The sequence below is a fragment of the Thermomonas sp. genome, assembly GCF_035369645.1.
Classification (GTDB): Bacteria; Pseudomonadota; Gammaproteobacteria; order Xanthomonadales; family Xanthomonadaceae; genus Thermomonas.
The window spans coordinates 20,648-34,574 of the sequence record NZ_DAOOUM010000011.1; the positions used below are offsets into that span (position 1 = coordinate 20,648).

General features: G+C 62.1%; 14 protein-coding genes. 6 read left to right on the forward strand and 8 right to left on the reverse strand.

Features of this window, described 5'->3' with window-relative positions; genetic code table 11:
* Positions 1 to 98 precede the first annotated feature (98 nt).
* Positions 99 to 704 carry a TetR/AcrR family transcriptional regulator gene (locus PK789_RS03535; RefSeq protein WP_324307065.1) on the forward strand — a complete coding sequence of 202 codons (606 nt, stop codon included), beginning with the start codon at positions 99 to 101 and terminating at the stop codon, positions 702 to 704.
* 8 nt (positions 705 to 712) lie between these two features.
* On the forward strand, positions 713 to 1,951 hold the full coding sequence (locus PK789_RS03540; protein ID WP_324307066.1) for an alkaline phosphatase family protein: 1,239 nt from the start codon (positions 713 to 715) through the stop codon (positions 1,949 to 1,951).
* Positions 1,952 to 1,964: 13 nt separating this feature from the next.
* On the opposite strand, the gene hutG is transcribed toward PK789_RS03540, so the two are convergent.
* The gene (hutG, locus tag PK789_RS03545; RefSeq protein WP_324307068.1) at positions 1,965 to 2,927 is read right to left on the reverse strand and encodes a formimidoylglutamase; all 963 of its coding nucleotides are present in this window, start codon (positions 2,925 to 2,927) and stop codon (positions 1,965 to 1,967) included.
* Positions 2,928 to 3,022: 95 nt separating this feature from the next.
* Here hutG and hutI point away from each other — a divergent pair, with 95 nt between their 5' ends.
* Entirely contained in the window at positions 3,023 to 4,240 is a 1,218-nt protein-coding gene (gene hutI / locus PK789_RS03550; protein ID WP_324307069.1) for an imidazolonepropionase, read from the forward strand.
* 15 nt (positions 4,241 to 4,255) lie between these two features.
* Positions 4,256 to 5,452 (forward strand): dipeptidase, encoded by a 1,197-nt coding sequence (locus PK789_RS03555; protein ID WP_324307071.1) that lies wholly within the window; start codon positions 4,256 to 4,258, stop codon positions 5,450 to 5,452.
* A 63-nt stretch (positions 5,453 to 5,515) separates the two neighbouring features.
* Here PK789_RS03555 and PK789_RS03560 read toward each other — a convergent pair whose 3' ends face one another.
* Positions 5,516 to 5,680 carry a 30S ribosomal protein THX gene (locus tag PK789_RS03560; protein ID WP_324307073.1) on the reverse strand — a complete coding sequence of 55 codons (165 nt, stop codon included), beginning with the start codon at positions 5,678 to 5,680 and terminating at the stop codon, positions 5,516 to 5,518.
* A 60-nt stretch (positions 5,681 to 5,740) separates the two neighbouring features.
* Positions 5,741 to 6,166, reverse strand: a complete 426-nt coding sequence (locus PK789_RS03565; protein WP_324307075.1) for a MerC domain-containing protein — start codon at positions 6,164 to 6,166, stop codon at positions 5,741 to 5,743.
* 116 nt (positions 6,167 to 6,282) lie between these two features.
* On the opposite strand from PK789_RS03565, the gene PK789_RS03570 reads away from it, so the two are divergent.
* Entirely contained in the window at positions 6,283 to 8,358 is a 2,076-nt protein-coding gene (locus PK789_RS03570) for a TonB-dependent receptor (protein WP_324307076.1), read from the forward strand.
* A gap of 3 nt (positions 8,359 to 8,361) precedes the next feature.
* Here the strand turns inward: PK789_RS03570 and PK789_RS03575 are convergent, their stop codons facing one another.
* Both PK789_RS03575 and gltX read right to left on the reverse strand, forming a co-directional pair.
* A complete protein-coding gene (locus PK789_RS03575) occupies positions 8,362 to 8,856 on the reverse strand; it encodes a transcriptional repressor (protein WP_324307077.1) in 495 nt (164 codons plus the stop codon).
* Between the two features lie 8 nt (positions 8,857 to 8,864).
* Entirely contained in the window at positions 8,865 to 10,268 is a 1,404-nt protein-coding gene (gltX, locus tag PK789_RS03580; RefSeq protein ID WP_324307078.1) for a glutamate--tRNA ligase, read from the reverse strand.
* 60 nt (positions 10,269 to 10,328) lie between these two features.
* Here gltX and lpxH point away from each other — a divergent pair, with 60 nt between their 5' ends.
* A complete protein-coding gene (gene lpxH / locus PK789_RS03585) occupies positions 10,329 to 11,054 on the forward strand; it encodes a UDP-2,3-diacylglucosamine diphosphatase (protein ID WP_324307079.1) in 726 nt (241 codons plus the stop codon).
* A gap of 153 nt (positions 11,055 to 11,207) precedes the next feature.
* Here the strand turns inward: lpxH and PK789_RS03590 are convergent, their stop codons facing one another.
* The 3 genes from PK789_RS03590 to PK789_RS03600 form a co-directional block, all read right to left on the reverse strand.
* Positions 11,208 to 12,008 (reverse strand): ferritin-like domain-containing protein, encoded by an 801-nt coding sequence (locus PK789_RS03590; RefSeq protein WP_324307080.1) that lies wholly within the window; start codon positions 12,006 to 12,008, stop codon positions 11,208 to 11,210.
* Positions 12,005 to 13,474, reverse strand: a complete 1,470-nt coding sequence (gene purF, locus PK789_RS03595) for an amidophosphoribosyltransferase (RefSeq protein WP_324307082.1) — start codon at positions 13,472 to 13,474, stop codon at positions 12,005 to 12,007. Before purF ends, PK789_RS03590 begins: the two co-directional genes overlap by 4 nt.
* A 27-nt stretch (positions 13,475 to 13,501) precedes the next feature.
* A partial coding sequence (locus tag PK789_RS03600; protein WP_324307084.1) for an SPOR domain-containing protein occupies positions 13,502 to 13,927 on the reverse strand: 426 nt, incomplete at its 5' end.

Below are 13,927 nucleotides of genomic sequence, written 5' to 3' on the forward strand. Positions count from 1 at the left end.
GCGCCGCACGCCCATTGGGCAACAGTGAACATTTGGCGAAATTTGCCCCGCACGGCATAAATTCACGCAAATTTCCACCCAATGTGTACGCTGTACGCATGCCGCAACCAGATACCGCCACCCGCATCCTGCACGCCACCCGCATCCTGTTTGAACGCGAAGGCGCCAATGCCGTGAGCATGCGCAAAATTGCGGCGCGGGTCGGCATCAGCCCAATGGCGATCTATCGCCACTTCAAGAACCGCGACGCCCTGCTACGGCGCATCTGCGATGACAGCTTCCACGAAATCACCCGCCACTGGGACGCACAACGCCAAAGCCACGACCCACGCACGCGCCTGCTGGCCAGCCAACGCATTTATCTGGATTACGCGCTGGCCTACCCGCATCTGTTCGACTACGCATTCTCCGCCCGCCGCAGCGATGCCCGCCGCTACCCCGAAGACTTCCGCGCCGGCCGCTCGCCCACCGCCAACGTGATCCACGATGCCGTGCTGCACGCACAACACCACCACCTGCTGCGCGCAGGCGACCCCTGGGATATCGCGATGAGCCTGTGGGCGCATTCGCACGGCTTGATTGCGCTGTATCGCGCCGGTCGCTTTAATTTTGATGCGCAACGCTTTCGTGCGTTTCATGAAGCCTCTTTGCATCACCTACTCGACGGGTTGTGCAGCAAAACCGGAACGCCGCTATCACTATGATGCCCACCATGCCCACCCTATTGCTTCGCGCTGTTGCGCTCACATGTTTGATGCTGGCCGGTTGTGCATCGCAACCGCCAGCATCTCCGGCGTCTACTGTATTGCTGGTGTCGGTGGATGGGTTGCGCCCAACCGACATCACACCTGCGCAAATGCCCACGCTGGCGGCGTTGGGGGCTGCCAATGTGCGTGCAGAGGGAATGCGACCGTCTTACCCGTCGCTGACATTTCCCAACCATTACACCTTGGTGACGGGGCTGCGCCCAAACCACCACGGTTTGGTGCACAACTCGATGGCCGACGCGGCTCTTGGCAGTTTCCGCACGGCTGACCGCGACGCGGTGGAGGCCAGCGGCTGGTGGCAGGGGGCCACTCCGGTGTGGGTCAGTGTGCAACGCGCGGGGCAGCGCAGCGCCACCATGTTCTGGCCGGGCAGTGAAGCGGCGATTGCGGGCACCCGCCCCTGGCAGTGGCGGCAATACCACGACGGCACTCGTGCCAGCGACAGTGTGCAGCAGGTATTGCAATGGTTGGCCCTACCGGCCCGGCAGCGGCCTCGGTTTGTCACGATGTATTTGGATCAAGTGGATGAGGCCAGTCACAACCACGGGCCGGAGTCTACGCAAGCGATCTCTGCCCGGCACGAAGTGGACACTGCGCTTGCGACGTTGCTGCAAGGCCTGCGCACCCACGACGCACTGGCCACCACCAATTTGCTGGTGGTCTCCGATCACGGCTTTGCCACCGTGCCGGCCGGCCAAGCCATCGCCACCACCGACATGGTTGCCGCCGATATCGCCACCGCCGTCAGCGATGGCCAGGTGATTTCGTTTGCGCCACTGCCCGGCAAAACCACTGCCGCAGAACAACAGCTATTGGGCCGCCACCCGCATTACCAATGCTGGCGTAAACACGAATTGCCTACACATTGGCATTACGGCTCGCACCCGCGCATTCCCGCCATCGTCTGCCAGATGGATATGGGCTGGGATGCGCTGTGGCCTAAGAAGTACAGCTATCGGATGCAGCAACCACCGACTACGCGCGGCTCGCACGGTTATGACCCGGAACTGCCGCAGATGCGCGCCACGTTCATTGCCGCAGGCCCCGCATTTGCACAGGGGGTGACATTGCCGGTGTTCGACAATGTGGATGTGTATCCGCTACTGATGCGCTTGCTGCAATTGCCCGCCGAGGCCAATGACGGTGATATCACCCCACTGCTGCCTGCATTGCGTCACAAATAGGTCTGCGCGGGTATCACGCCCCGTTGCTGGATTGCCGTTGGCGTATCACCGCATGCGTCACCCGATGGATCAAACGCGCCGCCACGCGGGCCGTCACGTTGTCACGATCCAATGGCGGCGAGAGTTCGGCCACATCCATCAACTTCAATTTGCCGGTGGCGGCTACCGCATCCAGTAGTGGCTCCACCACCTCCATCGGTACACCGCGTGCCGCCGGCGCGCTCACGCCCGGGGCCATTGCATGCGGCAGACCATCGATGTCGATGGTGAGATAAATCACATCCGCATCGGCCAATTTTTCGCGTAGTTCGGCAAGCCGCTGCGGCAATTCCAGCACGCCCAACTGATCATCCATCACATAGTGCACGCCTAACTGATCGGCGCTATCAAACAACACCCGCGTATTGGCCGAGGCACTGATGCCATAGGCCAAATACTGCAGCGGCAAACCCAGACTACGTGCGTGTTCGATGGCCTGCAAAAACGGCGTGCCGCTGCTGCCTCGGTCTTGTTTGCGCAAATCAAAATGGGCGTCGATATTGACGATGGCCACGCGCGGGCGGCGCGCGCCCAGATGCTTGGCTAAGCTTTGATAGCTGGCGAAAGCGATTTCATGCCCGCCGCCCAAACCCACCGCAAAATGCCCCGCATCCAATACCGCGGCCATGGCCTCGGCATAGCGATGTTGCGCGGTTTCCAGATCACCATCGGTGCAGGCCACGGTGCCGGCGTCGTACAACGGCGCAGCATTCAGCACCGGCAAGTTGGAAAGCATCGCGCGCAACGCTGCCGGACCTTCGGCAGCGCCCACGCGGCCATGGTTGCGGCGCACGCCTTCATCGCAGGCAAACCCCAGCACCGCCACCCCGGGCGCAGCTTCGGTAACCAGCTCTTGCACCGCTTGATGCCAGCGCCGGGTGGAAGCGTCCTCGGGGAGGTCAATGCGGCCGCGCCAGCCTGCAATCGGTGTGTTCATGGCAATCCCAACGTGTGGATGCGCGCATTGTATCGGCCCACTGTGCGCGGCCTGCAATAATTGGGTTATCCCCGCACGCCATGGAACCGCCCCGCATGTCTACGCCCCATTGGGATCTGTTGCTGACCCACGCCCATTTGGCCACGTTGGATGGCGAAACACCGTTTGGTTGGATCGAAGATGGCGCGCTGGCCTGCGCCGATGGCCGCATTGCGTGGGTGGGGCCGATGCACGCGCTGCCTGCCGATGCCAGCGCGACCCAGGTGACCGATTTGGCCGGCCGTCTGCTGACCCCCGGCCTGATCGACTGCCACACCCATCTGGTGTTTGCCGGCAACCGCGCCGGCGAGTTCGACATGCGTTTGAACGGCGCCAGCTACGCGGCCATCGCCCGCGCCGGCGGCGGCATTCGCGCCAGTGTCAGCGCGCTGCGCAACGCCAGCGAGGATGCACTGCTGCGGCAATCGCTGCCGCGCGCACAAGCATTGCTGCACGATGGCGCAACCACGCTGGAGATCAAATCCGGCTACGGCTTGGACCTTGCCAACGAACGCAAAATGCTGCGGGTGGCGCGCCAATTGGGCGAACACTTGAACATCACCGTGCGCACGACCTATCTGGCCGCACACGCACTGCCGCCGGAATTTGCGGACGACGCCGATGGCTATATCGACGCGGTGATCGCGTGGTTGCCGCAACTGCATGCCGAAGGCTTGGTGGATGCGGTGGATGCGTTTTGCGAGGGCATCGGGTTTTCGCCCGCGCAGACGCGGCGGGTGTTTGCCGCCGCAAGCGCATTGGACATCCCAGTGAAATTGCATGCCGATCAACTCAGCGATCTGGGCGGTGCCGCACTGGCCGCCGAATTTGCCGGCCTGTCTGCCGACCATATCGAATACACCAACGCAGATGGCGTGCGCGCAATGGCGCAGGCCGGCACCGTGGCGGTGCTGCTGCCGGGCGCGTTTCATGTCTTGCGCGAAACCCAACTGCCACCGCTGGCGCTGCTGCGCGCGCACGCCGTGCCGATGGCGGTGGCCACCGACTGCAACCCCGGCACTTCGCCGTTGCTGTCGCTGCGGCAAGCGATGCAACTGGCTTGCACGCACTTCAAATTAACGCCCGAAGAAGCCCTGCGCGGGGCCACCGTGCATGCGGCCAAGGCGCTGGGCCTGCATGACCGCGGGCTGTTGCGGGTGGGCCAGCGCGCGGATCTGGTGGCTTGGGATGTCGCCCACCCGGCGGAATTATGCTATTGGCTGGGCGGTCGGTTGGCCGCTGGCGTGTATGTGGCCGGCCAGCTGCAGCCCTAACGATTGGAGACCATGATGCGCCTGACCTTGCTTGCCGTCGCTTGCCTATTGTTTACCCCGCTTGCCCACGCACAAGCCACCGACGCCGCGCGCAAGCTGGCACACAGCGCGATCATCGTGGATACCCATATCGATGCACCCGAGAATTTACTGGATCACTGGACCGATCTTGGTGCTCCGGCGCAGGCCCGCGAATTCGACTATCCGCGCGCGCGCGCAGGTGGATTGGACGTGGCCTTCATGTCGATCTACACCTCCGCCAAACAAGACGCGGAGGGCACGGCTTGGCAGGCCGCAAACCAGATGATCGACAGTATCGAAGCCTTGGTACAGCGGCATCCTGATAAATTTGCCTTGCTCACTTCCCCCAAAGATGCACAACGCTTACGCCAAAATGGGCATGTGCTGCTGCCGCTGGGTATGGAAAACGGCGCGCCGCTGGGGGACAAACTGGCCAATGTGCAGTTTTTCTTCAATCGCGGCGTGCGCTATATCACCTTGGCGCACAGTGCCAACAACCGCATCGCTGACTCATCCTATGTGCAGGACAAGCAGTGGAATGGTTTGAGTCCCTTTGGCCGACAGGTGGTGGCCGAAATGAACCGCGTCGGCATCATGGTGGACGTGTCACACCTCGCCGATGCCTCGGCAGCGGAGGCCATTCGTATCAGCACCGTGCCAGTGATTGCCAGCCACTCGGCGTTCCGTCATTTCACCCCCGGCTTTGAACGCAATATCAGTGATGAACTTGCGCGTGCCGTAGCAGCCAAGGGGGGCGTGGTGCAGATCCCATTCGGCACCCCTTTCATCGACCCGGCCAGTGCCGCCGTGACCCAGGCGCATTTTCGCGCCATCAACGACTTCAACCAACGCAATGCCATGCGTAAGGCGCAGGGCCAGCCAGAGCAAAGCCGTGATGCCTTCGAAAAAGAATGGGCAAATACCCATCCAGCGCGCACCAGCACCTTGGCGCAAGTACTCGACCAGATCGATTACGGGGTGAAATTGATTGGGGTCGATCACATCGGCATTGGTTCGGATTTCGACGGCGTCGATGGCGAATTACCCACCGAACTCAAAAGCGTAGCCGACTACCCCAACTTCGTCGCCGGGCTACAGGCGCGCGGTTATCACGATGCCGACATCCGCAAAATTCTTGGCGGCAATTTGTTGCGCACTTGGACAGCCATCGAAGCCGGTGCTGGAAAATAATCCTGCACACATGCGAAAGCCCCGCAGTGCGGGGCTTTCGGCAAGCAACACCAACGCGGTGAATTACGCTTTCTTGGCCACAACTTTCTTGGCCGGTGCCTTCACCGTCTTCTTGGTGACCGGCGCAGCGGCAGTGCCGGCAGCCTTGGTTACCGAATGTGAACGCGAATTGCCATAGCTGGCGTTATAGCGCTTGCCCTTGGCTGTCTTGCGGTCGCCCTTGCCCATCGTGTTGCTCCTGAATCGGTTCGTGTTGAGTAGATCGCGCCGCGCGCGAGGCCCAGCATTCTAGCACGCTCGATGGGCGCAGGCCGGACCATGCACATGCCGATGGTTCAGGCGCAGATTGCTAACGTGCGCCAGTCCCACCAAGGTACCGCCGGCGGTCATTGCCAGCGCATGTGGCAACAGCGAATGGTGCAACGGTGCATACAAGATACCGACCCACAACACCGCCAGGCCAGGCAGCAGCAAGGCCAGCGCATGCATTGTCCGATGCCGGCGATAGCTCCACGCTAATACCGACAACCCAAAGCATGTCGCAAACAACACAAATCCGGTTTCAAACCCATCACCCAACCACGCAGCCATGCCTATCGAGGGCAGCACTGCGATCAGCAGTGGCAGCAGAGCGCAATGGATGGCACACAGCAACGAGCCTGTGGCACCTAGGCGGTCGAGCAACACATCGATACGGCGGCTCATTGGAGGCATGACTTTAGGCAGTGGGCAAGCATTACTATTGTTATGTTATAACATTTTCAATCTTCCAGCAAGTTCCCTCCCTCATTTTTGGAACCCCTACACCGATGCGCTGCCCCCCTCCCCCGATGCAACGTGCCAGCTTGACATTGGCGCTGACCCTCGCGCTGCTCCCCAGCGCCCACGCGCAACAAGCCACCTTGCCCCTTGTCGCTCAATCCGCTCCCGAGCAGAGTACGCCCCACGCACCCACCTCGGCACCAGCCAGTGATACCCGCCATACCGCCAGTAAGTCTGGCGACGAGCACATCAAAGAAATTTCCGGCGTGGTGGTCAATGCCAGTCTGTTGGGTGATACCGCTGACACCCTCAGCAAACCGACCGAAGTCCTCACCGGCGAACGCCTCGATGAAAATCGCGCCGCCAGTCTTGGCGAAACCGTGTCCAGTGTGCCGGGCGTGCAAAGCTCCAATTTCGGCCCCGGCGTGGGCCGTCCGATCATCCGTGGCATGGATGGCCCGCGCGTGGCCATCCTCAACGGCGGGCTGGCCTCGCAAGATGTTTCCAGCGTCAGCCAGGACCACGCCCCGGCGGTCGAGCCCTTTTTGGCCGACCAGATCGAGGTGCTGAAAGGCCCGGCCACCTTGCTGTATGGCAGCGGCGCGATTGGTGGTGCGGTCAATGTGGTCGATGGCCGCATCCCCACTGATGCGATCGACAACGGCTTCAGTGGCCGCGCGGAAACCCGCTTCTTTGCCGGCGATCAAGGCGGCAATACCAGCATGGCGCGCGTCGATGGCGGGAATGACCGCTTTGCCCTGCATGCCGATGCGGTGTATCGCCACGCGCAGGACTATGACACCCCGCAAAGCCGCCAGCGCAACGCATTCATCGACACCCGCTCTGGCGCGTTGGGTGGCTCGCTGGTGGGCGACTGGGGTTACGTGGGCCTCTCTGCCGCGCGCTTTGAAGACAATTACGGCAACCCGGGCGAACCCGGCGACCCGGCAGCGGGTACCGATGGCGTGCATTTGCAAATGCGGCAAGACCACTACGAACTGAAAGGTGCGCTGCGCAACCTGTGGGGCGATGGCAATGGGCTGCGCTTTGCAGTCGGCCATACCGGCTACGAACACACCGAGTTTGAAGATGACCAACCCGGCACCCTCTTCCGTAAAAATGCCAATGAGGTGCGCATCGAAGCCAGTTTTGGCAGCGCCGAACACTGGCAAGGCGCGGTGGGTGCGCAAGCCTCGGCCGGCACGTTTCTGGCCATTGGTGAAGAGGCGTTCATCCCCGCAACCAGCACCCGCGCGCAGGGTGTCTTTGCTGTAGCACGACGCAATATTGGCGATGTCCAGCTGGATCTTGGCGCCCGTGTCGACCAAGTGAAATCCAGCCCCACCGGCGGCGCTTCGCTTAGCTTCAATCCGTTGAGTCTCTCGCTGGCCGGCGCGTGGAAGCTGGATCCCAGTTGGAAACTGACCGCCAACTTCGACCATGCCGAACGCGCCCCGGTGGAAGAAGAACTGTTCTCCGATGGCCCGCATATCGCCACGCTTGCCTACGAAGTCGGCAATGCCAACTTGCGCAAGGAAGCGACCAACCAAGTTGAATTGGGTCTGCACTATCAAACGCCACGCGTGGAGGCCAGCATCTCGGCCTACTACAACCGCATTCGCGGCTTCATCTATTTGGCCGATACCGGCACCACATGGCATTGGGACGAAGCCGACAAAGACCTGCCGATTCGCCAATGGATGCAAAACGATGCCAATTTCCGTGGTCTGGAAGGGGAAGCTACCTTCCACTTGGCCGCCAACGACAGCGGCGACTGGGACTTGCGCGTGTTTGGCGACAGCGTGCGCGCTACGTTGACCCACGGTGGCAATCTGCCCCGTATCGCCCCGTCGCGTCTGGGTGCGCAACTGCGCTGGGAACATATGGGCTGGCGTGCCTCGCTGGGGGCCACCCGCACCAACCGGCAAAGCAACGTCGCAGTCAATGAAACCCCGACCGCCGGCTACACGCTGGTGGATGCGCATGCCGCACGCCACTTCGATACCGGCAATGTCAGTTGGGAAGTGTTCGCCGATGCCAGCAACCTGACCAACCAAATCGCCCGTGTGCATACCTCGTTCCTGAAGGACGAGGTGATGCTGCCGGGCCGCAGTCTTGGGTTTGGGGTGCGGGTGTTCTTCTGATGCTCAAGCGGCCTGTGCGCAACGCGCGCACAGGCCGTGCACTTCCAACGTCTGCGCTTGTGGCGCAAAGCCCAATGCGCGCGCGGCGGCATCGAGGGTAGCAACGATGCCGGCATCTTCCAGCTCAGTGGCCGCATGGCAACGGTTGCAAATCAGGAACGGCACCGAATGCTGCGCGGCATTGGGGTGGTGGCAAGCCACGAATGCGTTGATGGATTCCAACTTGTGGATGAAGCCGTTGGCCAGCAAAAAATCCAAGGCGCGGTACACCGTGGGTGGTGCCGCCGCACCCGCACCTTCACCATCACGCACTTTGTCGAGCAGGTCATAGGCCTTGATCGGCTGGCCGGCTGCGGCAATCAGGCCCAGCACACGGGCACGAATGGCGGTCAAGCGTAAGCCACGCTCACTACAGGCGCGCTCCACCGCCACCACAAAACCTTGCGCGTCGTGGACGTGGTGGTGCGGGTCGATGCAGGTGTGTGGTTGGGTGGCCATCGCGGCGATTATGCCGCCGGCAGCATGGCAATGGCAGCGTCGATCCGCTTGAGCGCTTCCCCGCGCCCACACAGATACACCGTCCAGCCGATATCCGGGCTGACTTGCGTCCCGGTGATGGCCACCCGCAGCGGCTGCGCGATCTTGCCCATCCCAATCCCCAGTGCTTCCGACACGGCCTTGACGACGTCATGGATGGGCTCGGGCGCCCAGTCCGCCAGCGCGGCCAGCCGCGTGCGCATTTGCGTGAGTGGCTCGCGCGCCGCGTCTTTGAAGTGTTTGGCCACCGAGGCTTCGTCGTACTCGGTCAATGGGCCAAACCACACCGCGGATTTCTCGGCGATTTCTTTCAGCGTTTGCGCACGCTCGCGCAGCGCGATCACCAGTTCCGCCGGCTTCGGGCCGTGCTCGAGGTCATAGCCGGCCTGCTGCAAATGCCACAACAGGTGCTGAGCCACGGCCTCGGGGTCATCGGCCTTCAGGTATTGCTGATTGAGCCAACCCAACTTGGCCGGATCCAGCCGCGAGGCCTTGGCGTTGACGTCGGCCAGATCGAACAGCGACTGCATTTGTTCGATCGAGAAAATCTCCTGATCGCCGTGCGACCAGCCCAGCCGCACCAGATAGTTCAGCAACGCATGCGGCAGGTAGCCGGCGTCGCGGTACTGCATCACGTCGGCCGCGCCGGTGCGCTTGGACAGCTTGGCACCGTGCTCGTCGAGGATCATCGGCAGGTGCGCAAAATGCGGCACCGGCGCACCCAGCGCCTTGTAGATATTGATCTGGCGCGGGGTGTTGTTGACGTGGTCATCACCACGCACCACATCGGTGATGCGCATGTCGATGTCGTCCACCACCACCGCAAAGTTGTAGGTGGCGTAGCCGTCGCTGCGGAAGATCACCAGATCGTCCAGCTCGCTGTTGGCGATCTCGATGCGGCCTTTGACCTTGTCGTCCCAAGCCACCACGCCATCGAGCGGATTCTTGAAGCGGATGACGCGGTTGGGATCATCACGCCAACCGGCGTTGGCGTCGCGATAGGCACCGTTGTAGCGCGGTTTTTCTTTCGCGGCTTCGGCCACCGCGCGCATGGCTTCGAGTTCCTCCTTGGTTTCGTAGGCGTAATAGGCGTGGCCGGAAGCGACCAATTGCTCGGCAACCTCTTTGTAGCGATCAAGCCGATGGGTTTGATAAATCGGGCCTTCGTCGTAGTCCAGCCCCAGCCAGTCCATCGCTTCCAGAATCGCGTCGATGGCGGCCTGCGTGCTGCGTTCGCGGTCGGTGTCCTCGATCCGCAAAATGAACTGCCCGCCATTGTGGCGCGACTCCAGCCAGCAATACAGCGCGGTGCGCGCGCCGCCGATGTGCAGATAGCCGGTGGGCGATGGGGCGAAACGGGTGCGGGTGGTCATGTTCGGGATCGGGACAGGGAATCGCGCATTTTAGCCCGCGCACGCCACTACAATCCGGATATGACCACGCTGTTTATTGCCGACCTGCACTTGGATGCCGAACGACCGGCCATCACGCAATTGTTTGGCCACTTTCTGGACAACGAAGCGCGGAGTGCCGATGCGCTGTACATCTTGGGCGACTTGTTTGAAGCTTGGGTGGGCGACGATGACCCGTCGGAGGCCGGTGCGATGGTGGCGCAAAAACTGCACGCACTCAGCGCGTCAGGCGTGCCGGTGTTCTTCATCCGCGGCAATCGTGATTTTCTACTGGGCACGGGCTACGCGGCACGCTGCGGGATGACGGTATTGGACGATCCCACCATCATCGACCTGTACGGCACGCCGACGCTGCTTCTGCACGGCGATTTGCTGTGCAGCGACGACACCGCGTACCAGCAGTTCCGCGCGCAAACGCGCGATCCGCACTGGCAGGCGCAATTTCTGGCGCAGCCGCTGGCAGCACGGCTGGCCTTTGCCGAGCAGGCCCGCGCCGCCAGCCGTGCCCGCTATGGCGAACTGCAGGCCAGCGGGCAATCGGAGACGATCACCGATGTCACGCCGGCCACGGTGCAGGACTGGTTTGCGCGCTTTGGGGTGACGCGGATGATCCACGGCCATACCCATCGCCCGGCGATCCATGATGAAGGCCACGGATGCAGCCGCATCGTGCTGGGCGATTGGTACGCGCAGGGCTCGGTGTTGCGGGTGGATGCCAACCACCCGGTGTTGACACCATTCTCCTGAGCGATAACACGTGCATCGCAAAGTACGTTCGTGACAGCCTGTTCCCTGTAGCGAAATCAAGGCGGAGGCAGCGGCCGCAAGGCCGATGCCGGGGGACATTCGCGGAAGGGAACAGGCTGTCGCGAACGTACTCGGAGTTCTCCCAGCGTTCAATCAATCCGCCGCCGCCAGCAAACTCTCCAGCTCTTCCAAGTCAAACCCGGCCTGCAACCGCGCATCGGTGTTGAAGGGTTTGTGCAGCACGCCGCTGGCATATTCGCGCAGCAATTCACGGAAGCGCGCTTTCGGTTCAACGCCGGCACGTTCGCAATACCAGCGGTACCAACGACTGCCGGCGGCGACGTGCCCGATTTCCTCGCGCAAGATGACTTCCAGAATGTCGGCAGTGGCGTCATCGCCCAAGCCGCGCAATTTCACGATCATCCCCGGCGTGACATCCAGCCCGCGCGCTTCCAGCACACGCGGCACCAGCGCCATCCGCGCCAAACCATCGTGCGCGGTCTTTTCGGCCATTTCCCATAGCCCGTTGTGGGCATCAAAATCGCCGTAGTCGTAACCGAGTTCACGCAGGCGTGCGCGCAGTAGGTTGAAGTGCCGCGCCTCATCCCGCGCCACGCCGACCCAGTCGGCATAAAACTGCGCCGGCAATCCGCGAAAGCGATACACCGCATCCCACGCCAGATCCATTGCGTTGAATTCGATATGCGCCACCGCGTGGATGAAGGCGGCGCGGCCCTCATTGGTGCCGAAACCGCGGCGCGGCAGGTCACGCGGATGCACCAACTTGGGTGTGGCCGGGCGGCCCGGCATGTGGATGCGGTCGGGCGCGGGGGCATCGTGTTCGATGGTCAAGCCGCCGCGCGCAAACGCCGCGGCCATCGCCAAGGTCAACGCGGGCTTGTCATCCGCTGTGGCAGCATTGAGGCAGGCGCAGGCCGCTTCGAACAACGTCACGCTGCGCGGCGCTTTTTCTTGGCCTCATCCGAGCGCAATTGCTGGATGCGTTCAAAGTAATCCGGCTCGATCCCGGTCACGTATTCGCCATTGAAGCACGAGCTATCAAATTTACGGCCCGGAAATTTTGGCCCGGCGACGGCGGCCTCCAAATCTGCGAGGTCTTGATAGATCAACCAGTCGCAGCCCAGCAGTTGCTCGATGTCCTTCTCGCTGCGGCCATGCGCCACCAACTCTTCACTGGACGGCATATCGATGCCATACACATTGGGATAACGCACCGGCGGCGCGGCCGAAGCCAGATAGACCTTTTTCGCACCGGCATCGCGGGCCATCTGCACGATCTGCTGGCTGGTGGTGCCACGCACGATGGAGTCATCCACCAGCAACACCACGCGATTGCGAAACTCCAGCGGAATCGGGTTGAGTTTGCGCTTGACTGATTTTGCGCGCTCGCCCTGCCCCGGCATGATGAAGGTGCGCCCGACGTAGCGGTTCTTGATGAAGCCTTCGCGGTATTTCACGCCCAGCGTGTTGGCGATTTCCAGTGCGGAATCGCGGCTGGTATCGGGGATGGGGATGACCACGTCGATATCGTGATCCGGACGCTCACGCAGGATCTTTTCACCCAAGGTGACGCCCATGCGCATGCGTGCCTTGTGCACCGAGATGTTTTCGATCATCGAGTCTGGGCGTGCGAAATAGACGTACTCGAAGATGCAGGTGGCGTGCGCCGCAGGTGGTGCGCACTGCTGCGCGTGCAATTGCCCCGCATCGGTGATGACGATGCCCTCACCCGGCTCGACATCGCGCACACGTTCAAAGCCCAGCACGTCCAGTGCCACCGATTCCGAGGCGACGATGTATTCATCCCCTGCGGCGCTGCTGCGCTTGCCCAACACCAACGGACGAATGCCATGCGGATCGCGGAACGCCACCAAACCCAAACCCAATACCGAGCACACCACCGCGTAGCCGCCTTTGGCGCGGCGGTTCACCCCTTCCAGTGCGGCAAATACTGCCGCCGGGGTCAGTGCTTTTTGGGTGTCCAGCTCGTGCGCAAAGACATTGAGTAGGACTTCGGAATCGGACCCGGTATTGATATTGCGGCGGTCTTGTTCAAACACTTCACGGCGCAGTGCTTCGGTATTGATCAAATTGCCGTTATGCGCCAGCGCGATGCCGAACGGTGAGTTGACGTAAAACGGCTGTGCTTCGTCACTGCCTTCGCTGCCGGCAGTGGGGTAGCGGCAATGGGCAATGCCCATATTGCCTTGCAGCAGTGCCATCGCCTTGGCATCGAACACATCACGCACCAGCCCGTTGCCGCGATGCACGCGCAGGCGCGTGCCGTGTGCGGTGGCGATACCGGCGGCGTCCTGGCCGCGATGCTGGAGCATGGTCAAGCCGTCATACAGCAGCCCGGCAACGGCGCTTTGGCCGACGATTCCAATGATGCCGCACATGGGGGAATTTCCTGTGGAGGTGACAGATCAGGGGTGCGGACGGATCATGCCGCCTGGCTTGCCCGCTTGTTCAAGTTTGGCTTTCAGTGCTTCGGCTTCGGCGCGATTGATTACCGGCCCCACCCGCACACGGGTCAAGTTGCCATCGGCACCGGGCACGCTGTCGGTGAAGGCGTTGAAGCCGGCTTTACGCAGCGTATCGCGCAGCGCAGTGGCATCCGTAGCCGAAGCAAACGCCCCCATCTGCACCACAAAACCGGTGCCTGCCGGGTTGGCCGGCTTGCTGGCAGGTGGCTCCGGCTTGGCCGCTGCGGGGGTTGCTGGCTTGGTTTCAGGCTTCGCTTCCGGCTTGGTTTCAGGCTTGGTTTCAGGCTTGGTTTCCGGTTTCGCGTCCGGCTTGGGCTTTGCCGCTGGTTCTGGCTTGCTTGTGGGCTTTTCTGTGGGCTTTTCTGT

What these genes read in the sequence shown, in the direction of transcription:
- PK789_RS03535 (WP_324307065.1), top strand. Translation starts at nt 99, where the DNA reads ATGCCGCAACCAGATACCGCCACCCGCATCCTGCACGCCACCCGCATC.
- PK789_RS03540 (WP_324307066.1), top strand. Translation starts at nt 713, where the DNA reads ATGCCCACCCTATTGCTTCGCGCTGTTGCGCTCACATGTTTGATGCTG.
- hutG (WP_324307068.1), bottom strand. Translation starts at nt 2,927, where the DNA reads ATGAACACACCGATTGCAGGCTGGCGCGGCCGCATTGACCTCCCCGAG.
- hutI (WP_324307069.1), top strand. Translation starts at nt 3,023, where the DNA reads ATGTCTACGCCCCATTGGGATCTGTTGCTGACCCACGCCCATTTGGCC.
- PK789_RS03555 (WP_324307071.1), top strand. Translation starts at nt 4,256, where the DNA reads ATGCGCCTGACCTTGCTTGCCGTCGCTTGCCTATTGTTTACCCCGCTT.
- PK789_RS03560 (WP_324307073.1), bottom strand. Translation starts at nt 5,680, where the DNA reads ATGGGCAAGGGCGACCGCAAGACAGCCAAGGGCAAGCGCTATAACGCC.
- PK789_RS03565 (WP_324307075.1), bottom strand. Translation starts at nt 6,166, where the DNA reads ATGCCTCCAATGAGCCGCCGTATCGATGTGTTGCTCGACCGCCTAGGT.
- PK789_RS03570 (WP_324307076.1), top strand. Translation starts at nt 6,283, where the DNA reads ATGCAACGTGCCAGCTTGACATTGGCGCTGACCCTCGCGCTGCTCCCC.
- PK789_RS03575 (WP_324307077.1), bottom strand. Translation starts at nt 8,856, where the DNA reads ATGGCCACCCAACCACACACCTGCATCGACCCGCACCACCACGTCCAC.
- gltX (WP_324307078.1), bottom strand. Translation starts at nt 10,268, where the DNA reads ATGACCACCCGCACCCGTTTCGCCCCATCGCCCACCGGCTATCTGCAC.
- lpxH (WP_324307079.1), top strand. Translation starts at nt 10,329, where the DNA reads ATGACCACGCTGTTTATTGCCGACCTGCACTTGGATGCCGAACGACCG.
- purF (WP_324307082.1), bottom strand. Translation starts at nt 13,474, where the DNA reads ATGTGCGGCATCATTGGAATCGTCGGCCAAAGCGCCGTTGCCGGGCTG.